The organism is Nocardioides sp. (assembly GCF_964228225.1).
Classification (GTDB): domain Bacteria; phylum Actinomycetota; class Actinomycetes; order Propionibacteriales; family Nocardioidaceae; genus Nocardioides.
Genome location: NZ_CAXQZB010000046.1, coordinates 86,945 through 112,148 on the forward strand (window position 1 = coordinate 86,945; position 25,204 = coordinate 112,148).

22 protein-coding genes and 1 tRNA gene are annotated in these 25,204 nt (G+C 72.2%); 10 read left to right on the forward strand and 13 right to left on the reverse strand.

The window, feature by feature from the left end; translation table 11 throughout:
* The 4 genes from ACERUJ_RS10700 to metH all read right to left on the reverse strand — a co-directional run bounded on the left by ACERUJ_RS10700 (position 1) and on the right by metH (position 7,394).
* Positions 1–1,029 (reverse strand): ABC transporter permease, encoded by a 1,029-nt coding sequence (locus ACERUJ_RS10700; protein ID WP_370248509.1) that lies wholly within the window; start codon positions 1,027–1,029, stop codon positions 1–3.
* 91 nt (positions 1,030–1,120) lie between these two features.
* Positions 1,121–2,875, reverse strand: a complete 1,755-nt coding sequence (locus tag ACERUJ_RS10705; protein WP_370248510.1) for an ABC transporter substrate-binding protein — start codon at positions 2,873–2,875, stop codon at positions 1,121–1,123.
* An 84-nt stretch (positions 2,876–2,959) separates the two neighbouring features.
* Positions 2,960–3,652 carry an HAD family hydrolase gene (locus tag ACERUJ_RS10710; RefSeq protein WP_370248511.1) on the reverse strand — a complete coding sequence of 231 codons (693 nt, stop codon included), beginning with the start codon at positions 3,650–3,652 and terminating at the stop codon, positions 2,960–2,962.
* A 4-nt stretch (positions 3,653–3,656) separates the two neighbouring features.
* Positions 3,657–7,394 (reverse strand): methionine synthase, encoded by a 3,738-nt coding sequence (gene metH, locus ACERUJ_RS10715; RefSeq protein ID WP_370248512.1) that lies wholly within the window; start codon positions 7,392–7,394, stop codon positions 3,657–3,659.
* A 200-nt stretch (positions 7,395–7,594) separates the two neighbouring features.
* Between metH and ACERUJ_RS10720 the strand changes: the two genes are divergently transcribed.
* A complete protein-coding gene (locus tag ACERUJ_RS10720; RefSeq protein ID WP_370248513.1) occupies positions 7,595–8,446 on the forward strand; it encodes a PAC2 family protein in 852 nt (283 codons plus the stop codon).
* On the opposite strand, the gene mshC is transcribed toward ACERUJ_RS10720, so the two are convergent.
* The 4 genes from mshC to ACERUJ_RS10740 are packed head-to-tail and all read right to left on the reverse strand — an operon-like array spanning position 8,447 to position 11,878.
* On the reverse strand, positions 8,447–9,688 hold the full coding sequence (gene mshC / locus ACERUJ_RS10725; RefSeq protein ID WP_370248514.1) for a cysteine--1-D-myo-inosityl 2-amino-2-deoxy-alpha-D-glucopyranoside ligase: 1,242 nt from the start codon (positions 9,686–9,688) through the stop codon (positions 8,447–8,449). It lies immediately after the preceding gene.
* 55 nt (positions 9,689–9,743) lie between these two features.
* Positions 9,744–10,532 (reverse strand): SCO1664 family protein, encoded by a 789-nt coding sequence (locus ACERUJ_RS10730; protein ID WP_370248515.1) that lies wholly within the window; start codon positions 10,530–10,532, stop codon positions 9,744–9,746.
* 17 nt (positions 10,533–10,549) lie between these two features.
* Positions 10,550–11,107: a DUF3090 domain-containing protein gene (locus tag ACERUJ_RS10735; RefSeq protein ID WP_370248516.1), complete on the reverse strand. Its 558-nt coding sequence runs from the start codon at positions 11,105–11,107 to the stop codon at positions 10,550–10,552.
* Positions 11,108–11,116: 9 nt separating this feature from the next.
* Positions 11,117–11,878 (reverse strand): histidine phosphatase family protein, encoded by a 762-nt coding sequence (locus ACERUJ_RS10740; protein ID WP_370248517.1) that lies wholly within the window; start codon positions 11,876–11,878, stop codon positions 11,117–11,119.
* A gap of 55 nt (positions 11,879–11,933) precedes the next feature.
* Between ACERUJ_RS10740 and ACERUJ_RS10745 the strand changes: the two genes are divergently transcribed.
* Together ACERUJ_RS10745 and ACERUJ_RS10750 are read left to right on the forward strand one after the other, a co-directional pair.
* Complete coding sequence (locus ACERUJ_RS10745; protein ID WP_370248518.1) at positions 11,934–12,908, forward strand: magnesium and cobalt transport protein CorA; 975 nt, start codon at positions 11,934–11,936, stop codon at positions 12,906–12,908.
* Between the two features lie 38 nt (positions 12,909–12,946).
* Positions 12,947–13,429 (forward strand): hypothetical protein, encoded by a 483-nt coding sequence (locus ACERUJ_RS10750; protein WP_370248519.1) that lies wholly within the window; start codon positions 12,947–12,949, stop codon positions 13,427–13,429.
* A 42-nt stretch (positions 13,430–13,471) separates the two neighbouring features.
* On the opposite strand, the gene ACERUJ_RS10755 is transcribed toward ACERUJ_RS10750, so the two are convergent.
* A complete protein-coding gene (locus tag ACERUJ_RS10755; protein WP_370248520.1) occupies positions 13,472–14,641 on the reverse strand; it encodes a DUF222 domain-containing protein in 1,170 nt (389 codons plus the stop codon).
* 372 nt (positions 14,642–15,013) lie between these two features.
* On the opposite strand from ACERUJ_RS10755, the gene ACERUJ_RS10760 reads away from it, so the two are divergent.
* The 3 genes from ACERUJ_RS10760 (at position 15,014) to ACERUJ_RS10770 (ending at position 17,932) form a co-directional block, all read left to right on the forward strand.
* The gene (locus tag ACERUJ_RS10760) at positions 15,014–15,496 is read left to right on the forward strand and encodes a hypothetical protein (protein ID WP_370248521.1); all 483 of its coding nucleotides are present in this window, start codon (positions 15,014–15,016) and stop codon (positions 15,494–15,496) included.
* Between the two features lie 92 nt (positions 15,497–15,588).
* On the forward strand, positions 15,589–16,233 hold the full coding sequence (locus tag ACERUJ_RS10765; protein ID WP_370248522.1) for a hypothetical protein: 645 nt from the start codon (positions 15,589–15,591) through the stop codon (positions 16,231–16,233).
* Positions 16,226–17,932, forward strand: coding sequence for a hypothetical protein (locus tag ACERUJ_RS10770; RefSeq protein ID WP_370248523.1), 1,707 nt, complete (start codon positions 16,226–16,228; stop codon positions 17,930–17,932). Before ACERUJ_RS10765 ends, ACERUJ_RS10770 begins: the two co-directional genes overlap by 8 nt.
* Positions 17,933–18,047: 115 nt before the next feature.
* Here ACERUJ_RS10770 and ACERUJ_RS10775 read toward each other — a convergent pair whose 3' ends face one another.
* Positions 18,048–18,878 (reverse strand): undecaprenyl-diphosphate phosphatase, encoded by an 831-nt coding sequence (locus ACERUJ_RS10775; protein ID WP_370248524.1) that lies wholly within the window; start codon positions 18,876–18,878, stop codon positions 18,048–18,050.
* A gap of 145 nt (positions 18,879–19,023) precedes the next feature.
* Between ACERUJ_RS10775 and ACERUJ_RS10780 the strand changes: the two genes are divergently transcribed.
* Positions 19,024–19,980: an aldo/keto reductase gene (locus ACERUJ_RS10780; protein ID WP_370248525.1), complete on the forward strand. Its 957-nt coding sequence runs from the start codon at positions 19,024–19,026 to the stop codon at positions 19,978–19,980.
* 11 nt (positions 19,981–19,991) lie between these two features.
* A complete protein-coding gene (locus ACERUJ_RS10785) occupies positions 19,992–20,210 on the forward strand; it encodes a DUF5703 family protein (RefSeq protein WP_370248526.1) in 219 nt (72 codons plus the stop codon).
* A gap of 3 nt (positions 20,211–20,213) precedes the next feature.
* Here ACERUJ_RS10785 and ACERUJ_RS10790 read toward each other — a convergent pair whose 3' ends face one another.
* On the reverse strand, positions 20,214–21,557 hold the full coding sequence (locus ACERUJ_RS10790) for a M20/M25/M40 family metallo-hydrolase (RefSeq protein WP_370248527.1): 1,344 nt from the start codon (positions 21,555–21,557) through the stop codon (positions 20,214–20,216).
* A gap of 115 nt (positions 21,558–21,672) precedes the next feature.
* On the opposite strand from ACERUJ_RS10790, the gene ACERUJ_RS10795 reads away from it, so the two are divergent.
* Positions 21,673–21,759, forward strand: a tRNA-Leu gene (locus ACERUJ_RS10795).
* Positions 21,760–21,832: 73 nt separating this feature from the next.
* Positions 21,833–22,729, forward strand: coding sequence for a TIGR03619 family F420-dependent LLM class oxidoreductase (locus ACERUJ_RS10800; protein ID WP_370248528.1), 897 nt, complete (start codon positions 21,833–21,835; stop codon positions 22,727–22,729).
* 25 nt (positions 22,730–22,754) lie between these two features.
* On the opposite strand, the gene ACERUJ_RS10805 is transcribed toward ACERUJ_RS10800, so the two are convergent.
* Entirely contained in the window at positions 22,755–24,326 is a 1,572-nt protein-coding gene (locus tag ACERUJ_RS10805) for a long-chain fatty acid--CoA ligase (RefSeq protein WP_370248529.1), read from the reverse strand.
* 9 nt (positions 24,327–24,335) lie between these two features.
* Positions 24,336–25,127, reverse strand: coding sequence for an SDR family NAD(P)-dependent oxidoreductase (locus ACERUJ_RS10810; RefSeq protein ID WP_370248530.1), 792 nt, complete (start codon positions 25,125–25,127; stop codon positions 24,336–24,338).
* Positions 25,128–25,204 lie beyond the last annotated feature (77 nt).

Consider the following 25,204-nt stretch of genomic DNA (forward strand, 5'->3'; position numbering starts at 1 on the left):
TCAGTACCTCACTCGGGGGTCGACCAGGGCGTTGAGGATGTCCACGAGCACGCTCACGACCACGATCGCCAGGGCGAAGAAGGTCACCAGTCCCTGCACCGCCACGTAGTCGCGGGCGGTGACGTAGGTGACCAGCTCGTTGCCCAGACCCGGCCAGTTGAAGGTGCGCTCGGTGAGGATGGCACCGGAGAGCGTGAGGGCGAACTGCAGGCCGATGACGGTGATCACCGGCACCAGGGCGTTGCGGAAGGCGTGGCGCCGCACGACGCGGCGCTCCGGGATGCCGCGGGCACGCGCGGCCTCGACGTAGTCCTCGTCCAGCGCCCGGATGACGTTGATGCGCACCAGCCGGATGATGACGCCGGAGAGGAGCAGCCCGAGCGTGAAGCATGGCAGCACGTGGTGCTGGAGGATGTCGACCAGGGACACCCCGTCGTTGGCCAGCAGGGCGTCGAGGAGCAGGATGCCCGTGCGGTCGGGCACGTAGTACAGCGTCTCGCTGTCGGCGATGCCGAAGGTCGGCCAGCCGGGCACGTAGGCGACCACGAGGCCGACCAGCATGATGCCGACCCAGAAGATCGGGGCGGCGTAGCTGACCACCCCGACCAGCCGGATCCCCGCGTCGAGGGCGGAGTCGCGGCGGCGGCCCGCGAGGCGCCCCAGCGGGATGCCGATCGCACAGGCGAACAGGAACGCCCCGAGCGTCAGGGTGAGGGTCGCCCCACCCTGGTTGGCGATGATGTCGAGCACCGGGCGCCGGTCGCTGATGGTGGCGCCGAAGTCGAAGCGGGCGACGTCGCCGAGGTACTCCAAGTACTGCACGACCAGGGGCCGGTCCAGCCCCAGCGCCGCGCGGCGGGCTGCGAGCTCCTCGGGGCCGAGCTTGTCGCCGACCGCGGCCGTGACGGGGTCGCCGGGCGCGACCCGCAGCAGCAGGAACACCATCGTGAGCAGGACCCACATCATCGGGAGCACGAGCAGCAGCCGGACGGCGATGTAGCGGGGCAGCGAGCCGGATGCGGGACTCACAGCTCTCCTCTCGGACCCCGGCGGGGTCGGGATGCGTCGCGCGGGCAGGGCACGGCCCGCCCCGCGCGAGGCGGGGCGGGCCGGTGCGGGGTCACTCGGACTTGGTGATGTCCCAGAACCGGAAGATGTAGGTCGGGTCCAGGGTCTCCAGGACCCCCGACATCTGCGGGGTCGCGACCGCGACGTTCTGGCCGTTCCAGGACGGGATCAGGGGCACGTCGGTGGCCACGATGTCCTGCAGCTGGCCGATCTGGCCGTCACGGGCGGCGGTGTCGGTCTCACCGAGCTCGGTGTCGAGCAGGGTGTTGACCTCGGGGTTGCTGTACCCGTTGGCGAAGAAGCCGCCGTCGCGGATGAACGGGGTCAGGTAGTTGTCGGCGTCGAGGATGTCGGGGTACCAGCCGAGGATGAACAGGTCGTAGGCACCCTCCTTGTAGAGGTTCTGGTACTCCTCCCACTCGGCGTCGGCGAGCTCGACCTCGAAGAGCCCGCTGTCGTTGAGCTGGCCGGCGAACTCGGTGGCCTCGTCCACAGCGTTGGGACCGTAGTGGGTGGGGGTGTAGCCCAGGGTGATCGGGACCGGCGTGGCGATGCCCGCGTCGGCCAGGATCGCGGCGGCGGCGTCGACGTCGGGCGACTCGCCGTAGGTCTCGGCGAAGGAGTCCTTCTGCCCACCGAAGCCGGGCGGCACGATGGAGTAGGCCGGGGTGACGGTGCCGTCGTAGGCGTTCTGGGCGATCGCGTCGCGGTCGATGAGCTGGGCCGCGGCCTGACGCACCGCGACGTCCTTGCCCGGGCCGCCCTTGCCGGTCTGCCACACCCAGTAGCGGAACTCCGAGCCCTCGCCGCGCAGGACGTCGACGTTGCCCTCCTCCTCCAGGCTGGCGAGGTCGGTGGGGCTCAGCGTGCGCCAGGCGATGTCGATCTGCTGGGAGGAGATCGCGGTGCGCAGCGGTGCCGGGTCGTTGAAGTAGGTCACGAAGATCTGCGGGGCGGCGCCGACCCGCTCACCGGTGTAGGAGTCGTTGCGGGCCAGCACCGCCTGCTCGCCGGGCTGGTAGCTCTCCAGCACGTAGGGCCCCGACCCGACGACGGCGTCGTCGGCCTGCAGCGCGTCGGCGGGGAAGGTGTCCTCGTCCACGATCGAGGTCGTGGCGGTGGACAGCAGCTTGAGGAACGTCGTGTCGGGCTGGTTGAGGTTGAACACGACGGTGAGGTCGTCGGGGGTCTCGATGGCACCGTCGGCCAAGGCCTGGGCCTCCGGGTCGCCGTTGCTGATCGAGCCCAGCAGCACCGAGGAACCGTTGGGGTCGTTGATGGCCAGGTTGCGCTCGAAGGAGAAGAGCACGTCCGAGGAGGTCAGCGGGTTGCCGTTGGAGAACTCCAGGCCCTCGCGCAGCGTGCACGTGATGGTCTGCGGGTCGTCGTAGGCGCAGGACTCCGCGGCGTCGCCGACCGGCTCGTCGGCCCCGGCGGGGATCGTGAGCAGCTGCTCGAAGATGTTGTACTGCATGTTCCAGGAGCCGAAGTCGTAGGACCCGGCGGGGTCCATCGCGGTGACGGTCTCGGTGGTGCCCAGCGTCCAGGGGGCGCTGTCGGCGGGCGCCGCGCCGCCGGGGGTGCTGCTCCCCCCGTCGCCGCCGTCACCGGTGTCACGGCCCCCGTCGCCGCAGGCGGCGAGGGTCAGGGCCAGCGCGGCGCTCACCGCGCCGAGGGCGAGCAGGCGCGGACGGCCGCGCCGGGAGGGGGCCGTCAGGCCGGTCGTGGGCCGAGAGCGCAACACCATCACCTCGAGGTTCTCGTGGGGGTCGACCCGGCCACGTCGGCCGGGCGGGGTGCTCGGCACGTTACTGAGCGCAGGCTGAGGAGACCAGGGTCCGCTCACCGCAGGTTGGTTGCGATCTGGTCACGACCGCCGGAGACCGTCCGGTCAGGAGGCGGTGGAGCCGGAGGGTGTCGCGTCGCGGGCCGCGCGTCGCACCTGGCCGTGCAGGCTGCGCAGCGCCGCCGGGTCCAGGCCGGTGAGGGTGGTGCGCAGGACGCGCCGCTCCCCCGGACGCACCGGGGCGTGGGCCGGCACGCTCAGCACGACGCAGCCGGCGGCCTCCGCCGAGCGACTGCCGGTCTCGGAGTCCTCGATGGCCAGGCAGTCGGCGGGGTCGACGCCGAGGGCGGCCGCCGCCCGCAGGTACGGCTCGGGGTGGGGCTTGCCGTGCTCGACGACGTCGCCGGTGACGATCGCGTCGAACTCGACGTCGAGGGCCTCCAGCACCCGGTCGACCAGCCGGCGGTAGCTCATCGTCACCAGGGCCACCGGGGTGCCGGCCGTGCGCAGCCCGCGCAGCAGCGCCTCCGCGCCGGGGCGCCAGGGAGCGGCCTCGGCCACGCTCGCGACGACGTGGTCGAGCAGCTCCTCCACGATCTCCTCGGCCGGCTCGGCCAGCCCGAGGTGCTCGCGCAGGATGCCAGCCGAGGTCAGCAGGTCGCGACCGATGAGCGAGCGCGCCAGGTCGTCGTCCCAGTGCCCGCCCGCGCGCGCGGCGAGGGCGTACTCGGCGGCGAACCAGGCCGGTTCGGTGTCGACCAGGGTGCCGTCCATGTCCCACAGGACCGCCGCGGTCACCGGCTCAGTCCTCCGGCTCGTAGCCCAGGATCGGCGAGAGCCAGCGCTCCGCCTCGGCCAGGCTCCACCCCTTGCGACCGGCGTACTCCTCGACCTGGTCGCGCCCGATCCGGCCCACCACGAAGTACTGCGCCTGGGGGTGGCTGAAGTAGAAGCCCGACACCGAGGCACCCGGCCACATCGCCATCGACTCGGTGAGGCGGATGCCGGTGCGCTCCTCGACCTCGAGCATCGACCACAGCGTGGTCTTCTCGGTGTGGTCGGGGCAGGCGGGGTAGCCCGGGGCCGGCCGGATGCCGGTGTACTTCTCCGCGATCAGGTCCTCGTTGGTGAGCTGCTCGGCCTCGACGTGGCCCCAGAACTCGGTGCGCACGCGCTGGTGCAGCCGCTCGGCGAAGGCCTCGGCGAGCCGGTCGGCCAGCGCCTCGAGCAGGATGGCGTTGTAGTCGTCGTGGGCGTCCTTGAACGCCTGCACGCGCTCGGGCAGCCCGATGCCGGCGGTCACCGCGAACGCGCCGACGTGGTCGGCCAGCCCGGTCGCGAGCGGGGCGACGTAGTCGGCCAGGCTGCGATTCGGCACGCCCTCGCGGTGCTCGCCCTGCTGGCGCAGGTGGTGCAGCACCGGCCCGCGCTCGGTGCGGTCGGCCCCGGTGAAGGTGACGACGTCGTCGCCGTCGGCGTTGGCCGCCACGAAGCCGTACACGGCCCGGGCGGTGAGCCACTTCTCGGCGATGATGCGGTCGAGCATCTCCTGCGCGTCGTCGTAGAGCCGGCGGGCGGCCTCGCCCTGGCTGGGGTTGTTGAGGATGTCGGGGAAGCGGCCCTTCATCTCCCAGGCGTTGAAGAAGGGCTGCCAGTCGATGTAGTCGCGCAGCTCGGCGAGGTCGTAGTCGTCGAGCTGGTGGATGCCGAGCTCCTCGCGCGGCACCGGCGGCACGTAGTCGCTCCAGTCCACCGGCGTGGCGTTGGCGCGGGCGCGCTCCAGGGGCAGGCGGGGTCGGTCCTGCTTGGTGGAGTGGCGCTCGCGCAGGGCGTCGTAGTCGGCCTTGACGTCGGCGAGCAGGCCCGGGCGCTGCTCGTCGCTGAGCAGCGCGGCGGCCATCGGCACCGAGCGCGAGGCGTCCTTGACCCACACCACGGGGCCGTCGTACCTCGGGTCGACCTTCACCGCCGTGTGGGCACGCGAGGTCGTGGCCCCGCCGATGAGCAGCGGGATGTCGAGTCCCAGGCGCTGCATCTCGGTGGCGAACCCGACCATCTCGTCCAGGGAGGGCGTGATGAGCCCGGACAGGCCGATCATGTCGGCCTCCACCTCGCGGGCGGCATCGAGGATCTTCTGCGCGGGCACCATGACGCCGAGGTCGATGACCTCGTAGTTGTTGCACTGCAGGACCACACCGACGATGTTCTTGCCGATGTCGTGCACGTCGCCCTTGACCGTGGCGAGCACGATCGTGCCGTTGGTCTCCTTGGCGGTGGCCAGGCTCGGGTCGGCGGCCTTCTCGGCCTCGATGAACGGGATGAGGTAGGCCACGGCCTTCTTCATCACCCGGGCCGACTTCCCGACCTGGGGGAGGACCATCTTGCCGGCTCCGAAGAGGTCGCCCACGACGTTCATGCCGTCCATGAGGGGTCCCTCGATGACCTCGATCGGCCGACCGCCGCGCGCGGCGATCTCGGCGCGCAGCTCCTCGGTGTCGGCCTCGACGTGGGCGTCCAGGCCCTTCACCAGGGCGTGGGTGATGCGCTCGCCGACGGGCAGGTCGCGCCACTGCTCGGTGGTGGCCTCCACGGCGTCGCCGGCGACGTTGTGCGCCTCGGCGATCTCGAGCAGCCGCTCGGTGGCGTCGGCGCGCCGGTTGAGGATGACGTCCTCGATCCGCTCGCGCAGCTCGGGGTCGACCTGGTCGTAGACCACCAGCGCCCCGGCGTTGACGATGCCCATGTCCAGGCCCGCCCGGATGGCGTGGAACAGGAACACGGCGTGGATCGCCTCGCGCACCGGGTTGTTGCCCCGGAAGGAGAAGGAGACGTTGGAGATGCCGCCGCTGACCTTGGCGCCGGGCAGGTTCTCCTTGATCCACCGGGTGGCCTCGATGAAGTCGACGCCGTAGGTGGCGTGCTCCTCGATGCCGGTGGCCACGGCGAACACGTTGGGGTCGAAGACGATGTCCTCGGCCGGGAAGTCCACGACGTCGCGCAGCACGCGGTAGGCGCGCTCGCAGATCGCCATCCGGCGCTGGAGGTTGTCGGCCTGGCCGTCCTCGTCGAAGGCCATCACGACCGCCGCAGCGCCGTAGCGCTTGCACAGCCGGGCCTGCCGGATGAACGGCTCCTCGCCCTCCTTCAGCGAGATCGAGTTGACGATCGGCTTGCCCTGGACGTTCTTCAGGCCCGCCTCGATGACCTCCCACTTGGAGGAGTCGATCATCACCGGCACCCGGCTGATGTCGGGCTCGGCGGCGATGAGCTTGGTGAAGCGGTCCATGGCCGCGACGCCGTCGATCATCCCCTCGTCCATGTTGACGTCGATGATCTGGGCGCCGTTCTCGACCTGCTGGGCCGCGATCGAGAGGGCGGTGTCGTAGTCGCCGTCCTTGATCAGGCGTCGGAACTTGGCCGAGCCGGTGATGTTGGTGCGCTCGCCGACGTTCACGAACAGCGTGTCGTCCTCGATCGTGAACGGCTCCAGGCCCGAGAGCCGGGTCGCGGGCAGGACCTCGGGGACCGGGCGCGGGGCGAGGTCGGCGACGGCCGCGGCGATCGCTCCGATGTGGGCCGGCGTCGTGCCGCAGCACCCTCCGGCGAGGTTGAGGAAGCCCGCCTGCGCGAACTCCGCGACCATCGCCGCGGTCTCCTCCGGGGCCTCGTCGTACTCACCGAACGCGTTGGGCAGGCCGGCGTTGGGGTAGCAGGAGACCCACGTGTCGGCGATCCGGGAGAGCTCGGCGATGTAGGGCCGCATCTCCTTCGCGCCCAGCGCGCAGTTGAGGCCGATCGCGAGCGGGCGGGCGTGGCGCACCGAGTTCCAGAACGCCTCGGTGGTCTGGCCCGACAGGGTGCGCCCGGAGGCGTCGGTGATGGTGCCGGAGATGACCACGGGCCACCGGCGACCGGACTCCTCGAAGAGCACCTCGAGCGCGAAGAGCGCGGCCTTGGCGTTGAGGGTGTCGAAGATGGTCTCGACGAACAGCAGGTCCGAGCCGCCATCGACGAGACCACGGGCGGCCTCGAGGTAGGCGGCGACGAGCTGGTCCCAGGTGACGTTGCGGGCGCCGGGGTCGTTGACGTCGGGGCTGATCGAGGCGGTGCGGGTGGTGGGGCCCAGCGCGCCGGCGACGTAGCGCGTGCGCCCGGTGGCGGCGCCGACCTCGTCGGCGACGCGGCGGGCGAGCCGGGCGGCCTCGAGGTTGAGCTCGTAGGCCAGCTCGGCCATGCCGTAGTCGGACAGGGAGACCGCGTTGGCGTTGAAGGTGTTGGTCTCGATGACGTCGGCGCCGGCCTCGAGGTACTCGCGGTGGATGCCCTCGATGATCGCCGGCTGGGTGAGCGTCAGCAGGTCGTTGTTGCCCGCGAGATCCTGGGGCCAGTCGGCGAACCGCTCGCCGCGGTAGCCCTCCTCCGAGGGCCGGTCGCGTTGGATGGCGGTGCCCATCGCCCCGTCGAGCACGACGATCCGCTCACGCATCAGCGCGGTGAGCTCCGCGGTGACGTCGGGACGGTGCTGCGGTCGGGATGTCACACGAGCCTCCTGCGTACTGCGGTGATGCCGGGACCCGGGGTCCCGGCGGGGGCGGCGACGGCCCGTCGTGCGCGGGGAGCGCGAGCCGGCGTCCGCAGCGTGGGAACGCTTCCCACATGGTGACACCGGCGCGGGAGAGCCCGGAAATCCTCGGCGCGGGCGCCCGGACCCCGCGAGCGTGGCGCGACTAGGCTGGCCGGGTGATCGAGATCGACGACCTCCCCGACCTGGTCGAGCCCGTGGTGATCGCGGCCTTCGAGGGGTGGAACGACGCCGCCGACGCCGCGTCCTCGGTGGTCGACCACCTCATCGAGGTCTGGGACGCCCGGATCGTGGGCGCGATCGATCCCGAGGACTTCTACGACTTCCAGGTGAACCGGCCGCTCGTCGGCACCGACGAGCAGGGGTTCCGGCAGATCACCTGGCCCACGACGCAGATCGCGGTGGCTTCCCCGCCGGACCTCGACCGCGACGTCATCCTGATCCGGGGCATCGAGCCCAACATGCGCTGGCGGCAGTTCTGCGCCGAGCTGCTGGCGGCCTGCGACGAGCTGGGCGGCACGCTGGTCGTCACGCTCGGCGCTCTGCTGGCCGACGTGCCCCACACCCGCCCGATCCCGGTGAACGGCACCTCCACCGAGCCCGAGCTGGTCGACCGGCTGCGCCTGGAGGTCTCCACCTACGAGGGACCCACCGGCATCGTCGGGGTGCTGCAGGACGCCTGCCTGCGCCTGGACGTCCCGGCGGTCTCATACTGGGCCGCCGTGCCGCACTACGTGGCCCAGCCGCCCTGTCCCAAGGCGACGCTGGCCCTGCTGCGCCAGCTGGAGGAGCTGCTCGACATCTCCCTGCCGCTGGGCGACCTGCCCGACGACGCCCGGGCCTGGGAGCGCGGCGTCGACGAGCTGGCCGAGGAGGACGAGGAGATCTCCGACTACGTGCGCTCCCTGGAGGAGAGCCGCGACACCGCGGACCTGCCCGAGGCCTCCGGCGAGGCGATCGCCCGCGAGTTCGAGCGCTACCTCAAGCGTCGGGGCGAGGACGGCGCCTGATCAGAGGGCCAGGCCGAGGGCGGCGTCGAGCACGTCGGTGATCGCGGCGGCGGCGCGGGGGTCGCTGGCGTCGGCGAGGTGGCCCGCGGCGCCGAGGGTGGCGTCCACCCAGGCGTCGATCGCCGCGGTGGCGGTGGGGGCGTCGAGGTCGTCGGCGACCGCGTCGAGCACGGCGGTGACCACCGGCGCCGCCGGGGCCCCGGCACCGAGGGCGAGGGCGCGACGCCAGCGGGCGAGGTCGTCGACGGCGTCGAACAGCTCGGCGTCCTGCCACTCCCAGTCGCTGCGGTAGTGGTGGCGCAGCAGGGCCAGGCGGATGGCCATCGGGTCGATGTCGCTGTTGCGCAGCGCGGAGACGAAGACCAGGTTGCCCCGCGACTTCGACATCTTCTCGCCGTCGTAGGCGACCATCCCGGCGTGGCTGTAGACCTGGGCGAAGGGGGCGCCGCCCGCCACGACCTGGACGTGGCCGGCGCACATCTCGTGGTGCGGGAACACCAGGTCACTGCCGCCGCCCTGCACGTCGAAGCCGGTGCCGAGGTGCTCGCGGGCGATCGCGGCGCACTCGATGTGCCACCCGGGGCGTCCCTTGCCCCACGGGCTGTCCCACGACGGCTCGCCCTCGCGCTCGCCGCGCCAGACGACGCAGTCGAGGGGGTCGCGCTTGCCGGGCCGCTCCGGGTCGCCGCCGCGCTCGCCGAACAGGCGCAGCATCGTGTCGCGGTCGTAGCCGGACTCCGCACCGAAGCGGGGGTCGGCGGCCACCGAGTAGTAGAGGTCCTGCTCCACGCGGTAGGTCGCCCCGGCCGCCTCGAGCTCGGTGATCAGGTCGATGACGAGCGGGATCGACTCCACCGCGCCGATGTAGTGGGCCGGCGGCAGGACCCGCAGCGCCTCCATGTCGGTGCGGAACAGCTCGGTCTCGCGCTCGGCGAGGGCGACCCAGTCGACCTTCACCTTCTCGGCACGCTCCAGCAGCGGGTCGTCGACGTCGGTGACGTTCTGGACGTACACGACGTCGTGGCCGGCGTTGCGCCAGGCGCGCTGCAGCAGGTCGAAGCCGAGGTAGGTGGCCGCGTGGCCGAGGTGGGTGGCGTCGTAGGGCGTGATGCCGCAGACGTAGAGCCGCGCCGCGCCGTCCGGGGTCGGGACGATCCGCCCGCCCGTGGCGGTGTCGTGCAGCGAGACCGCCGGGCCCGGCTGGGTGAGACGAGGGACCTCGGGGGCCGACCATGCACGCATGGGGCCGAGCCTAGTGGGCCCTCACCGGGGCTGCTCAGAAGGGCGGCGGAGCTGCTCAGAAGGGCGGCCAGGGGATGACCGGCCACTGGCCCTGGGGCGAGGGGAAGCGCCCCTTCTCCAGCAGCCGCTCGCACCGGCGCCCCAGCACCACGATCTCGACGTCCGTGAGGTGGGGGGCGAGCGCGTCGCCCAGGCCGGAGCCGAGCGCGGCGAGCAGACGGCGCACGCCGTCGGCCTCCTCGGGCTCGAGCAGCTGCTCCTCCCAGCCCCACAGCACGGTGCGCAGCTTGTGCTCGCGGTGGAAGGTCAGGCCGTGGTCGACGCCGTAGCGGTGCCCGTCGGGCATCTCCAGGATGTGGCCGCCCTTGCGGTCGGCGTTGTTCGTGACGACGTCGAAGACCGCCATGCGGCGCAGCGGCGCGGTATCCTCGTGCACCAGCACCACCTGCTCGTCCTCGGCGTCGACGCCGTCGAAGACTGCGAGGTAGCCCGGGGGCACCTCGTCGGGGCGGACGACCGCCACCGCGGACTGCGCGGGGTCGACCTCGCGCCACTCCTGCACCATCCCGACACCGTGCGGCCCGTCGCCGAGCCAGGTGGGCGGCACGATGTCCCACCCGAGCGCGTCGGAGACGAGGAAGGCCGCGACCTCGCGGCCGGCCAGGGTGCCGTCGGGGAAGTCCCACAGCGGGCGCTCCCCCGCCACCGGCTTGTACACCACCTGCACGCGGCCGGCGGTGGTGTCGATGCGACCCAGGAACGTCGCGTTGCTCGCGGGCATGATCCGGCCCTCGAGCACGAGCTCGCCGTCAGGGACGCCGGGCGCGGACGCCGGGATGCTCACGGGATGCTCACCCGCGCTCACGTGGCCCGGCGCCGGAAGCCGTTCGCGCGCACGCACAGGTGCCCGGCCGGGTCGATCGGCAGACCGCAGAAGGGACAGTCGGGACGGCCGGCGGAGATCACCTGCTCTGCACGCTGCACGAACGAACGGGCCGCGGCCGGGGGCAGCCGGACGACCAGCAGCTCCTCGGGCTCGGCGGCCTCACCGGCCTCGGCGCTGAAGCCGGTCTCGTCCACCGGGAAGACCTCCACGACGACCCGCTCGTCGTCGGGGTCCCACGACAGCGTCATCGTGCCGACCCGGAACTCCTCCTCGATCGGCTGCTCCAGCGGGTTGAGGTCGACGGTCCCGACCGGCGCTACAGCGGGCACGACGGCCCGGGTGTCGCTGCCCATGACCTCGTCGAGCAGCTCGTCCATGCGCTCGGCGAGCGCGGCCACCTGCTGCTTCTCCAGCGCCACGCTGGTGAGCCGAGCGCCGGCGCGGGCCTGGAGGAAGAACGTGCGTGCCCCCGGTTCGCCCACCGTTCCGGTGACGAACCGCTCGGGCGGGTCGTAGGAGTGCACCAGGGCCATGAGTCCACCCTAGGGGCGGGTCGAGGGACCCGCCCCACCCCCCACCGCAGCGTCGTCGGCGGTGTCCTCAGCAGTGTCCTCGGCGGTGTCCTCGGCAGCCTCGTCCGAGGTGCCCTCGCCGTGCTTCGCGGGCGGTGGGGCCAGCCAGCCGAGGTCGCCGGCGTGGGAGTTGCTGGCCAGCACGTAGGGGCGAGTGCCGGTGTAGCGGATCACCGAGATCGAGGCAGGGTCCACGTGCAGGCGCTGGAAGAGGTCGAGGTGCATGCCGAGTGCGTCGGCGAGGATCGCCTTGATGATGTCGCCGTGGCTGACCGCCACCCACACCGCACCGGCACCGTGGGCGGACTCGATGGCGGCGTCGTGGCGCCTGATCGCGGCCACGGCACGGGTGGACATCGTGTGCATCGACTCCCCGCCGGGGAACGCGGCGACCGAGGGCTGGGTCTGCACCACCTTCCACAGCGGTTCCTTGGCCAGCTCCTTGAGCGGGCGGCCCTGCCACTCGCCGTAGTCGCACTCGGAGATGCCGTCCTCGGTCGTGACCTCCGGGGCGGCGGGATGGGCCGCGAGCAGGAGGTCGGTGGTCTGCCGACACCGCTCCATGGGGCTGGACACCACCGCCGCCAGCGGCACGGCGTGCAGCCGCTCCCCCGCCCGGCTCGCCTGCTCGGTGCCGACGTCGTCGAGTCGGACGCCGGGGAGCCGGCCGGCGAGCGTGCCGGAGGCGTTCGCGGTGGTGCGACCGTGCCGCACCAGGATCACCGTGGCCATGGACGCGAGGCTAGCCCAGCGCTCCCACCCCCTCCGGGGGGCTAGCGTGGTCGCCGTGATCGTGGACTGCGCCGTCTACCGCGACGGCACCCGGCTGCCGGGCTGCCATGCGGGCACCGCCGCTGCCGAGCTGCGGGCGCTGGCCGACGCCCCGGGTGACGTGGTGTGGATCGGCCTGTTCGAGCCGACCGCCGAGGAGTGGCGCACCGTCGCCGACACCTTCGCGCTCTCTGCCGGGGTGCGCGCCGAGGCCCAGCGCACCCACCAGCGCCCGCGGCTGGACCTCATGGGCGAGGTCACGGTCGTGGTGCTCAAGACGCTGCGCTACCACGAGGACCTGGTCGAGACCGGCGAGCTGCGGCTGGTGATCGGCCCCGACTTCGTGATCACGATCCGGCACGGCGAGGGCGGAGAGCTGCGCCACGCCCGGGCCCGCGTCGAGAACCGTCCCGAGGTGCTGCGGGGCGGCACCGGCGCCGTGCTGCACACCGTCATCGAGGCGGTCGTCACCGAGTACGAGGCCGTGGTCTCGGAGCTGGAGACCGACGTCGACGAGGTCGAGGAGTCGGTGTTCTCGCCCGAGCGCACCCGCGACTCCGCCCGCATCTACGTCCTCAAGCGCGAGATCGCGGAGGTCCGCCGCGCCGTCGTGCCGCTGCGCGAGCCGCTGCGCCGTCTCGACGCCGGTGAGCTGATGGACGTCTCCGACGCCCTGCGACCGCTGGTCGCCGAGACCACCGGGCGGGTCGGCCACCTCGCCGAGCTCGTCGAGTCCCTCGACCAGCTGCTCTCCACCGCCTTCCAGGCCCACCAGGCCGCCATCTCGATCCGACAGAACGACGACATGCGCCGCATCTCCGCCGGCGCCGCCCTCGTCGTCGTGCCCACCCTCATCGCCGGGGTCTACGGCATGAACTTCGAGAACATGCCCGAGCTGTCCTGGACCTACGGCTACCCCTTCGCCCTCGGGCTCATGGTGGGCATCGCGGGCGCCCTGTGGTGGGTGTTCAAGCGCAGCGGCTGGCTCTGAGCCTGGCCGGAGGGCGACGGGCCGGCTAGGTTGCGGCCATGCCCCTGCTCCCCCGCCCCGTGCTCGGGATGGTGCTGCTTGCCTCCCTCCTGGCTGCCGGGACGGCGGGGCCGTGGCGCGGCGGGAGCGATGACGGCGCCGACACCGTGACGGCCTTGTCGGATCCTGGTGCACCTGGAGGCGTACCGGACTTCACGGTGAGCGGCCTCCCTGACGGCTGGCAGGTCACGGTGCTCGGTCCCGGCGTGCGGGAAGGCGGGCGCTGGGTCGTTCGGCGCAAGACCCTGATCCCGCCTCACGACGTGGACGGCACCCACGTGCCGTACGGGATCTGTGTCGCGTCGGCGGAGTCTCGCGACTGTCCGTCGGCGGCTGCTGTCGTGGACCGGATCCTCGGTGTGCGGTCACTGTCGGTGGGTCGGGTGCGCCTGGTGATCAGTCGCGGCAACCCCGGACCCGCGTCGGAGGGACAAGCCGACGATGCCCTGATGCGCGAGGTCCGGGTGAGCTTCCTGCGCTGATCGTCGGCACTCCGGATCGTCCTCAGCCACTCCGGATCGTCCTCAGCCGTCCGGTGGGTCGGTGTTCGACGGTCGATGTCGTGCGCGGTGGTGTTGCGGGCAGAGCGGTTTGCCGGTGAGGTCGGTGCCTCCCCCGGCGTCCCAGGGTGGGTCGTGGTCGATCTCGCAGTGACTGGCCGAGACGTCACATCCGTGGTGGACGCACCTGCGGTGCATGGTGGCGATCGCCAGCCGCTGCGCCTTGGTGTGGAAGCGGCGGGTGCGGCCCCAGTCGAGCACCATGCCGGTGCCGTCGAGGACGGCGGGGATGATCCCGGCCCTGGCGGCGAGGCGCCGGGCTGCGATGGCGGAGATGCGCTCGCCGGTGTCGAGGAGCCCGGCCTGCTCCAGCTGCTGGGTGAGGTTCTCGATGGTCATCGTCACCACCACGGTGGCGCCGCAGCCGGCGCGGACGGGCAGGTCGCTGTCCTGGATGCGTTCGAGGAGGTCGCAGAACGCCTGCCCCCAGCGTGTCGGAGTCTTGATGGTCGGGTCGTAGGACCCGGCACCCGCCGCAGCGCGCTTGGCCTTGGGGGCGCCGATCGCGACCAGCATCTTGCGCAGCATCGCGCCGTGCAGCACGGGGACCCGGAACCAGCCCTCCATCGTGCCGTCGTCGTGCTCGACCATCGAGAACCGCACCCGCGCCGCGGCCCGGGCCTCCTGCCGCTCCAGAGCCGCCGACTCCCGGGCATCCGCGGCCACCGGGTCCAGGACCTCCCAGATCCTGCGCCCCAGGACCCGCAGGTCCTTCGCGTGGTGTGTCTCGGCCTTCTCCAGCAGATACGTCGAGGCCTGCTCGCGGTCCTCTTCCGGGACCTCCGCGACCGCATCGACGATCACCTTCGCCTGCGCCGGGTTGATCGCGGCAGCAGCCAGCGCTGCCGCGACGTCAGACCGCGCCTCCAGCGCCACCGCCTCCCGCAGCGCCGCGCGACCCTGCGCCACCGTCGTCAGGGTCGCTCTCGCGTGCCACACCGCGACCGACTCCGCCCCCGACTCCTGGTGCGCGCCGATCCCCTCGGCATGCACCAGCACCCGCGCCCGCAAGGCCGCCGCGACCGCCTCCAGCTCAGCCAGCTCCCGCAGGACCGTCAGGCTCTCAGCCGCGCCGAAGCGCCACACCTCCCCACCCGCCGCCGCGCCCAGCGCGGCGCGAGCGGCGTGCGTCAACGCAGCAACGCTCGCATCCGGGGTGGCCATCTCCATATGAGGAGTCAACCCGGGACCACCGACAGTTTCGGCCCAGCCGGCGGGGTCGCTGTGGATGACTGCCCCTCGACAGGTGCGTGACCGACAGGTGATGTGCCTATCCCGAATCACGCATCCCTGTTACGGTCCGCGGAACCCGGCCCGATCTCCCACATCGGCGCACCTCCCGCCGGGTCCGTCCTCTCCCCTACCCAAGGAAGCCACGTGTCCCCATCCCCTGACACGGCCGCTCGCGCGCGCCCTCCGTACGGTCCGAGGCGGAGGTGGCCGGTCGTCGTCCTCGTCTGCGCCGCCCTCGCACCCGGCCCCGCTCTCGCCGCCACGGCGACACTCATGCTCGGCACCTCGAACAGTGCCGCCACCACGAGCACACTGACCAGCAAGAAGGGACCTGCCCTGGCACTGAAGGGCACCGGGCCGGTGCTGAGCATGGGCAACAGCGCCCTGATCAAGGGCCTCAACGCCGACCTGCTCGACGGCCGATCGGCCAGTGATCTGCTCCCCGGGTCCGTGCTCACGACGACGGTGGTGACGACCTCTCGTGGCCTCCTCGTCGACGCGGACGGCGACGGTCGCGCCGATCTCGGCGCGATCGCCGAATGCCCCGCCGGGCTGCGCATCATCGGCGGCGGCTGGACCAATCGCACCGGGTACCCGGTGTCGCGTGTCACTGTAGGCAACAGCGACGGCAAGGCGCACCGGACCGTCTTCGTGTCGATGCCCAATGCGGCCGACCACCAGGGCGAGCTCAAGGCGACCGCCCACTGTCAGGGCCCGCTGCCCGCCGCAGCGCGGCCGCGCCACCACCGGAACTGATCCCGGACGCCGGAGCGCCACCGCGCGTTCCGCGCCGGCACTCCGACCACCCTCCCCGGCGCTGCGGCGCCCCCTGATGCAAGGAATCTCCCATGAACGACCGATCCACCTCGACCTCAGGACGGTTCAGCCGACCCGTGGTCTGTTTCGTCGCCGGCGCCGCGTGCGCGACTCTCATGACCGGCACGGCGATGGCGGCCGGTGCCACCTTCCTGCTCGGCAAGGCCAACACCGCTCCCACGACCAGCACGCTGACGAGCAAGAAGGGACCGGCGCTCGCGCTCAAGGCCACCGGTCCCGTCCTCAGCGTGGGCAACTCCGACGTGATCGCCAAGCTCAACGCCGACCTGCTCGACGGGAGATCGGTCAGTGACTTCGCGACCCGCGAGGACTTCGCGATCTCGAGCTACTCCGGGGACGGCTACACCTACGACGCCGACAACAACGGTGTGGCCGACGAGATCGGCGCGTTCGTCTCGTGCCCGCCGGGATCGAGCCTGGTCGACGGCGGCTTCGAGGACAAGACCGGTTCCCACCTGACCTACGCCGGTCCCGGGCTCGGGTTCGACAACGACGGCTGGCTCATCCTCAGCGCCGCCGACCCCACTCCGGCGAACGCGGACAAGCTCAAGGCCTTCGTCCTGTGCCAGGGCACGCCGATCTTCGAGCCGAGGACGATGAGCAGCGCCAAGCAGACGCGTGCGGCGATCGCGCACCAGCGGGGTGACGATGACTGAGACGCATCGACGACGGGTCCTGGCGGCGGCGCTCGTGGCGGCGTGTGTCATCCCCGCCCTGAACCCGGTGGCGGCCGACGCCGCTCGGGTCACCGCCGGCGGCTCCGAGTTCACCGTGCTCCACAGCACGGTGGTCACCCAGAACCAGGCCACCGTCTACCCCTCGAACGTCGTGGTCTCCAGCTTCGACATCGAGCGCGTGAGCGATGTCGACCTCTTCGTGACGGTGCGCGGGTCCAACCTGGAGACCCTGCGCCTGCTCCTGGTCGCGCCGACCGGCCAGCAGGTGCTGGTGCTGCACCGGATCGCCCCCGGTCGGGTGACGACGCCCAACAACGGCCTGAACACCGTCACCCTGCAGATCGACGACGAGGCCGCCGGTCCGATCGTGGCGACACAGGTGCCCCAGCAGCTCGTCAGCGCACCGATCCAGCCGACCAACACCAACACGGTCAACGACGCGGGGCCGACCAACACGACCCCGCTGCTCAGTCCGGCGCCTCAGTCGGCCGCCTCGCTGACACTCGGGGCGTTCGACGGCATCAACCCGAACGGCACCTGGAACCTGTACGCGACCAACGCCAAGCCGGCTGGTCCGGTCGCGAGCCTGACGGTCGTCACGTCCTGGGCGCTCCGGGTCGACGGCGACCGTGTGTTCACCCAGGCACCCACGGCCGCGATCAGCGGAACGCCTCGGGTGACCCGGACTCTCACCGCGGTCTACGACCGCGCGGTGCCGCACACCCCCGACGTGACCTACACCGCGGAGTGGCAGCGTCTGAGCAACGGTCAGGCCATCGACGTCGCCACCGGTCCCACCTACACCCTGACGCCGGCCGACCTCGGATCCCAGATCCGGGTGCGCGTGGTCGCGAACAGAGGCGGATTCATCCCGGTGTCCGCCACGTCGGCCCCGACACCGGTGATCACCAAACAGGTGCTGGTGCTGGTCCCGCCGCGTTTCAGCGCTCCACCCCAGGTCGGACGTCCAACGTCGTGCACCACCAACGCGCAGGGCGTGAGCTTCGCCTGGACCCGGGGCACGACCCCGCTCGCGACCACCGCGACCTACACACCGGTGGCCGCGGATGCCGGCGCGCGGCTCACGTGCACGATCACCCGCCCCGGGGACGACTCGTTCGAGCAGGCCCGGCGCAGCAGTGTCAGCGACCCCGTCCTCTCCACCTACGCCATCGCCCGCCCCAGCATCATCGGGGATGCGGTGGTCGGAGCCACGCTGACGTGTGGCACGACGACGACCGGGGCCAAGGTCGCCTACGAGTGGTCGGCCTTCGGCTCCGATGGGGTCCTGGCGTCCACAGCCGCCTACAAGGTCCGGATCACCGACGCCGGCAAGATCCTCACCTGCCGAGCAAGGGTGACCCGTGGAGCCGAGACCGGGGTCTCCAAGCCTGCCGGCACCTCGCGCGTCCCGGTGCCGAAGCCGACCGTCGTGCCCTCGACCACGTCGCTCGCACGCGGGTCGTCGCTGACGGTCAGGGTGACCGGTCTGGTCCCGGGCTCGTACTACCATCTCGGCCTGCGGCGCCACGACCTCGCCAACGACGTCGTGCCACCGAGTGGGGTCCTGGACCTGACCGTGACGGTGCCCGGCTCGGTTCCGACAGGCGCGGGGACGCTCACCTTCTCGACGAGCGCACCTCACCAGTACGTCGGCATCCCGGTGACGGTGGCCTGATCCACCGCCCGATCCGACGTGTGGCCCCGGGACGACGTATCCCGGGGCCACACCTCGTTCCACGGCCCTGTGGTCGAGCGGGCGGACCCATCGGCCCCCCGGGGACGCCCCGGACTCAGCCCGTGGCGCTGAGGACGCCGGTGGCGAGTAGGACCATCGTGAGCCCGCCCAGGGCGATGCGGTAGATCACGAACGGCGTGTAGGACTTGGTGGAGACGTAGTTGAGCAGCCAGGCGATGGCGGCGTAGCCGACGAGGAACGACACGACGGTGCCGACGATCGTGGGGCCCACGCCGTAGGGGTTGTCGCCGCCGGGGATGTCGCCGAGCTGGAAGACGCCGGCGCCGACGACGGCGGGGATCGCGAGCAGGAAGGCGAAGCGGGTGGCGGTCTCGCGGTCGAACCCGAGGGCGCGGCCCATGGAGATCGTGGCGCCGGAGCGGGAGACGCCGGGGATCAGCGCCATCGCCTGGGCGCCGCCCATCAGCGCGGCGTCGCGCAGGCCCAGCTGCTTCTGACCGCGCTCGGTGGAGCCGAACCGGTCGGCCATACCGAGCACGACACCCATCACGATCAGGGTGGTCGCGATGATCCACAGGTTGCGGAAGTCGCTCTCGATCGTGTCCTTGAGCAGGATCCCGAGGATCACGATCGGGAGCGAGCCGACGATCACGTACCAGCCCATCCGGGCGTCGATGTGGCCCCGCAGCTCCGGCTTGACCAGCGAGCGCAGCCACGCCCAGGCGATCCTGACGATGTCCTTGCGGAAGTAGATCAGCACGGCCAGCTCGGTGCCGATCTGGATGACCGCCGTGAAGGCCGCGCCCGGGTCTCCCCAGCCGAACCAGTCGGGGAGGATGCGCAGGTGGGCGCTGCTGGAGATCGGGAGGAACTCGGTGAGTCCCTGGATCGTGCCCAGCACGATCGCCTTGAGGAGGTCGTCCACGTGCGGCAGCGTAGTGGCGGGACCTGACGCGGACCTGACAGTCGTGAGGTCCCGGCCACGTGATCCGCGCGACACCCGCCACGCGCCAGGACGACGCCGGAGCGGCGCCCCGGGCCGCGACACGGCGTTCCACTAGGTTGGAGGCATGCAGCAGCGCCGTCTGGGCACCACCGGACTCAAGGTCTCCCGGCTCGGCCTGGGCACGATGACCTGGGGCCGCGCCACCGATGAGCACGAGGCCCGCGACCAGCTGATCGCCTTCGCTGAGGCGGGCGGCACGCTGGTCGACACCGCCGCCGGCTACACCGACGGCGCCGCCGAGGAACTCATCGGTCGGCTCGTCGGCGACGTCGTCAGCCGCGACGAGATCGTCATCGCCACCAAGGCCGGGATCTCGCGGCGCACCGGCGAGCGGGTCACCGACACCTCCCGCGGGACGTTGCTGCGCACGCTCGACGGCTCGCTGTCCCGCCTCGGCGTCGACCATGTCGACCTGTGGCAGGTGCACGTCTGGACCGACGACACCCCGCTGGAGGAGACGCTGTCGGCGCTGGACCAGGCGGTGAGCAGTGGCCGGGCCTCCTACGTCGGCATCTCCAACTACACCGGCTGGCAGACCGCCCAGGCCGCGACCTGGCAGCGGGCCGTGCCCGGCCGGGCGCCGCTGGCCTCGACCCAGGTGGAGTACTCCCTGGTGAACCGCGGCGTCGAGCGCGAGGTGATGCCGGCCTGCGCGGCGCTCGGGCTCGGCGTGCTGCCGTGGTCGCCGCTGGGTCGCGGCGTCCTGACCGGCAAGTACCGCACCGGCATCCCGGTGGAGTCCCGGGCGGCCTCGCGCGACTTCGCCCGCTTCGTGGAGACCTACTTCGACGAGACCTCGGCCGCGATCGTGGAGGCCGTGGCGCGCGCGGCCGACGGCCTGGGGTGGACACCGCTGGAGGTCGCCCTGGTCTGGGTGCGCGACCGGCGCGGCGTGACCGCCCCGATCGTCGGCGCCCGCACGGCCGCGCAGCTGCGCGGCGCCCTCGGCATCGAGGACAAGGCCCTGCCCCCCGAGCTCATCGCGGCCCTCGACGACGTGTCGGCCGCCGCGGTGCGCTGAGGCGGGCCGGCATGAGTCGTGCCCTGCGTCGCCCGCTGCGCCCCGGCGTGGAGTGGGAGTTCGAGAGCGTCGTCTTCGAGCGGGAGCTGAGCCGCAACGTCGTGACCAAGCTGCTCACCGAGCGCGCCGAGTACGGCGGGTGGGAGCTGGACCGGGTGCGGATCGGGCCGGACGGCAAGCGGCGCGTCGTGCTGCGCCGCAAGATCATCCGCGCGGTGCGCACCGCCTGAGCCCTACACGTCGTCGAGGAAGCGGTCGAACACCCGCGCCCCGAAGGTGAGCGCGTCGACCGGCACCCGCTCGTCGACGCCGTGGAACAGCGCGGTGAAGTCGAGGTCGGCCGGCAGCCGCAGCGGCGCGAACCCGAAGGACGCCGTCCCGAGCCGCCGGAAGTGCTTGGCGTCGGTGCCGCCGCTCATCGTGTACGGCGCCACGAGGCCGTCGGGGTCCTCGCTGAGGATCGCCCGGGTCATCGAGCGCACGAGGTCGCCCTCGTACGGCGTCTCCCACGGCTGCTGGTGGGACACGAAGTCCCAGTCCACGCCGTCGCCGCACAGCTCGCGCAGCGTGGCGAAGAACTCGTCCTCGTAGCCCGGCAGGAAGCGGCCGTCGAGGTGGGCGGTGGCCTCGGTGGGCACGACGTTGACCTTGTAGCCCGCCTCGAGCTGGGTCGGGTTCACCGTGTTGCGGATGACGGCGCCGAGCATGCGCGCCGCTCCCCCGAACTCCTCGATCAGCGCCGGCGCGTTCTCCGGGGTGGCCTCGGTGCCGGCGAGGTCGGCCACGGTGGCGAGCAGGACCTCCATCGTGGGGGTCAGCCGGACCGGCCACTCGTGGGCGCCGATCCGGGCCACCGCCCCGGCGAGGCGTGCCACCGCGTTGTCGGGGTTGATCATCGAGCCGTGGCCGGCGGTGCCGCGCGCGGTGAGCCGCATCCACGCCATCCCCTTCTCGGCCGCCTCGATGAGGTAGAGCCGGCGGCCGCGGATCGTGGTGCTGAACCCGCCGACCTCCCCCACCGCCTCGGTGCACCCCTCGAGCTCGTCGCGGTGGTGGTCGACCAGGTAGTCGGCCCCCAGGTGTCCGCCCGCCTCCTCGTCGGCGGTGAAGCACAGCACGATCGGACGCTCCGGCACCCGCCCGGCCCGCTGCCGGGCGCGCACGGTGGCGAGCAGCATCGCGTCGAAGTCCTTCATGTCCACCGCGCCCCGACCCCAGACGTAGCCGTCGCGGACCTCCCCGGCGAACGGGTCGACCGACCAGTCCTCCGCGGCGGCCGGCACGACGTCGAGGTGGCCGTGGAGCAGCAGCCGGCCGCGGGCGTCGTCCTGACCGCCCCAGGTGGCGACCACCGACGTGCGCCCCGGTCGCGACTCGTACAGCCGCGCCTCGATGCCGACCTCCTCGAGCAGTCCCGCGACGTACTCCGCCGCCGTCCGCTCCCCCGGGCCGTCGTCGGTGCCGTAGTTGGAGGTGTCGATCCGGATCAGCTCCCGGCACAGGTCCACCACCTCCGACGCAGGGTCGTGGCGGGGGTCGGGAGTGGCGGACTCGGGCTGCTCACGCGGTTCGGCCATGGCCCCAGCATGTCACCGCGACGCCGTCCGCAACCCCGCCGACGCGGGCCCTCGCCCGCCCCGGACCCCGATTCCACCCTGCTGCCGAGGTGCTGCTAACGTTCCACTCGCACTCGTCCGGGTGGCGGAATTGGCAGACGCGCTAGCTTGAGGTGCTAGTGCCCTAACGGGCATGGGGGTTCAAGTCCCCCCTCGGACACCATCGAACGGCCGATCAGCACCTGGTCGGCCGTTCGTCGTTCCCGGGCCACCGCACGCCGCCTAGGCTGGCGGCCATGTCGGTGCGGGTGGGGCTGGCGCTGCCGGCCACGGGAGTGGACCTCGGTGCGTTCGTGGACGAGTCCGAGCGGTTGGGGTTCGACTCGCTGTGGGTCACCGAGCGGGTCAACGCCGCCACCCACGACCCAGTCGTCGCGATGACCGGGGCCGCGGCGCGGACGAGTCGCATGAAGATCGGCGCCAGCGTGATGGTGCTGCCCGGGCGTCAGCCCGCGCTGCTCGCCAAGGCGCTGGCCAGTCTCGACGTGCTCTCCGGCGGTCGGCTGCTGCCGGCGTTCGGCCTCGGGCTGCCGGCGCGGGAGGAGCACCAGGCGTTCGGGGTGGAGGCCGGCGATCGGGCGGCGATCTTCGAGGAGGCCCTGCCCCTGCTGCGGCGGCTGTGGGCCGAGGACGAGGTCGTGCACCACGGGCAGTGGTTCACCTACGACCGGGCCCGCATCGACCCCAAGCCGGTGAAGCGGGGCTTCCCGGTGTGGATGGGCGGCGTGACGCCGCGTGAGCTCGACCGCGTGGGGCGGCTCGCCGACGGCTGGCTGGCTGCGTTCATCGGCCCTGCCCGCGTGGAGGCGGCCATCGCCGCGATCGTCGAGGCCACCGACCGCGCCGGCCGCAGCATCGACGACGACCACTACGGCTCTACGATCGTCTACCACCCCGACCCCGACCTGCCCGCCGAGGCCAAGGCCGCCGTCGCCCGGCTCGAGCCCGACACCGACCCCCGCGAGCTCGTGGCCACGAGCCCGGAGGCGCTGGAGGCGATCCTGCGCCGCTACGTCGACGTCGGGGCGTCGAAGTTCGTGGTGGCACCCCAGGGCCCGCACGCCGACTGGATCGGGGAGCTCACGACGCTGGCCCACGTCACCCGGTCGGTGGAGTCCTGGGCCAACGCCTGAGAGGGAGCACGCGTCGGCTCGCGGATCAGGAGCCGGTCGGCACCCTCGCGAGCCGCGCCTTGATGTCGGGCTTGAGCACCTTGCCCACCTTCGAGCGCGGCAGGTCCTCCCACACCTCGACCTGCTTGGGCGCCTTGACCGACCCGATCCGGCCCTTGACGTGGGCGATGAGCGCCTCGGCGTCGACCTCGCGCCCCGGCTGGGCCTGCACGACGGCGACGACACGCTCGCCCCACTTCTCGTCCGGCAGCCCCACCACGGCGCAGTCCTGCACGTCGGGGTGGCTGAGCACCGCCTGTTCCACCTCGGTGGAGAAGACGTTGAACCCACCGGTGATGATCATGTCCTTGGCGCGGTCGACGATGAACAGGTAGCCGTCGTCGTCGAGGTAGCCGATGTCGCCGGTGTGGTGCCAGCCGTGCATGCCGGCCTCGGCGGTGGCCTCGGGGTTGCGGTAGTAGCCCCGCATCACCAGCGAGCTGCGCACGACGATCTCGCCGCGCTCCCCCGGCGGGAGCAGCGCGCCGTCCTCGGCCATGATCGCCACCGTCACCAGCGGCGTGGGCCGCCCGGCCGAGGAGAGCCGTTCGGTGGCCACCGTGCCGTCGTCGCGGAAGTGCTCGCGCGGGGACAGCGTGGAGATCATCATCGGCGCCTCGGTCTGCCCGAACAGCTGCGCCATGACCGGCCCGATCCTCCTCAGCGCCTCCTCCAGCCGCGACGCCGACATCGGCGCGGCGCCGTACCAGAAGCATTGGAGCGACGTGAGGTCCGTGCGGTCCAGGGCCTCGTGCGCCAGCACCATGTAGATCAGCGTGGGCGGCAGGAAGGTGTGGGTGATCCGGTGCCGCTCCACGTGCTCCAGGAACCCGCCGACGTCGGGAGCCGCCATGATCACGATCTCCCCGCCCAGCGCCATGATCGGGAAGCAGAGCACCCCGGCGGCGTGCGTGAGCGGCGCGAGCGCGAGGTAGCGCGGGACGCCGTCGAAGGGGTAGCTCATCAGAGTCAGGGCCGTCATGGTCTCCACGTTGGTGCCGGTGAGCAGCACCCCCTTGGGCCGCCCGGTGGTGCCCCCGGTGCCCACGAGCGCGATGACGTCGTCCTCGGCCGGCAGGTCGACCACCGGCCGACCCTCGCCCCGCGCGAGGAAGTGCTCCCACGCGACGGCGTCAGCGACCGTGTCGGTCACCGCGTCGGCGCCGGCCCCGGGGAGCACCGTCCAGGTGTGCACGCCGGGCAGGTCGCCGCGGATCCGGTCGACCAGCGGCGCGAACGCCGGGGCGTAGATCACCGTGACGCAGTCGAAGAGCGCGAGCAGCTCACGGTTCTCCTCTGCCTCGTTGCGCGGGTTGATCGGGCACCACACCGCTCCGGCGCGGCTGATGCCGAGCAGGCAGGTGAAGGCGGTCGGGTCGTTGCCGGAGAGCACCGCGACCTTCTCCCCCGGCGTCACGCCCGACGCCGCGAGCGCGGCGGCGATCCGACCGGTGAGGTCGTGCACCTCCCGGTAGGTGCGCGACCCCGCCGCCGTGGTGAGGCAGGGCCGGTCGGGGCCGATCGAGAGCCCCTTGTCGAGGTAGTCGACGATGCGCACGAGCCGACCTCACATCCCCATGCCACCGTCGACGGGCAGCCCGGCGCCCGTGATGAACCGCGAGGCGTCGGAGGCGAGGAACACCACGGCGTCGGCCATGTCCTCCACCGTGCCGAGGCGTCCGCCCGGGGTGAGCTCGATGACGGCGCCCACGGCCTCCTCCGGGGACCCGAACAGGCCGATCTGGGCGACGTCGTTCGCCAGGCCGGCCCCCATCCGCGTGGGCACCAGGCCGGGGTAGATGCAGTTGACCCGCACGCCGTAGCCGAGCTTGCCGCTCTCCATGGCCGCGACGCGGGTGAGCCGGTCGACCGCGGACTTCGTGGCGGAGTACACCGAGATGCCGGGGAAGGCGATCGTGGCCGCGACGGAGGCGATGTTGATGATGCCGCCGCCCTCGCCGGCCGCACCGCCGGGGCGCATCGCCCGGAACCCGTGCTTGATGCCGAGCGCGGTGCCGAGCACGTTGACGTTCAGCATCCGCGCCGCGTCGGCGGCGTCGAGGTCGGCGAGCAGGCTCGTGATCTCGATGCCGGCGTTGTTGACCAGCAGGTCCAGGCCGCCCACCTGCTCCACGGTGGAGACGATCGCCTCCTCCCACGACGCGTCGTCGGTGACGTCGAGGGTCACGTGACCGTGGCCGTCGCCGAGCGAGGCGGCGGTGTCCTTGCCGAGCGGGTCGATGTCGCCGATCACGACCCGGGCACCGGCGGCGGCCAGCGCGCGCGCCATGCCCTCCCCGAGACCCTGGGCCCCTCCGGTGACGAGGGCGCGGCGGCCGGCGAGCGAGTACGACGTCATGGGGGCTCCCATCGAGAGTGGTGTGGTGCACGTCACTCTGCGCCCCTCGCCGGCCACCGACAAGGGCACGGCGGTCG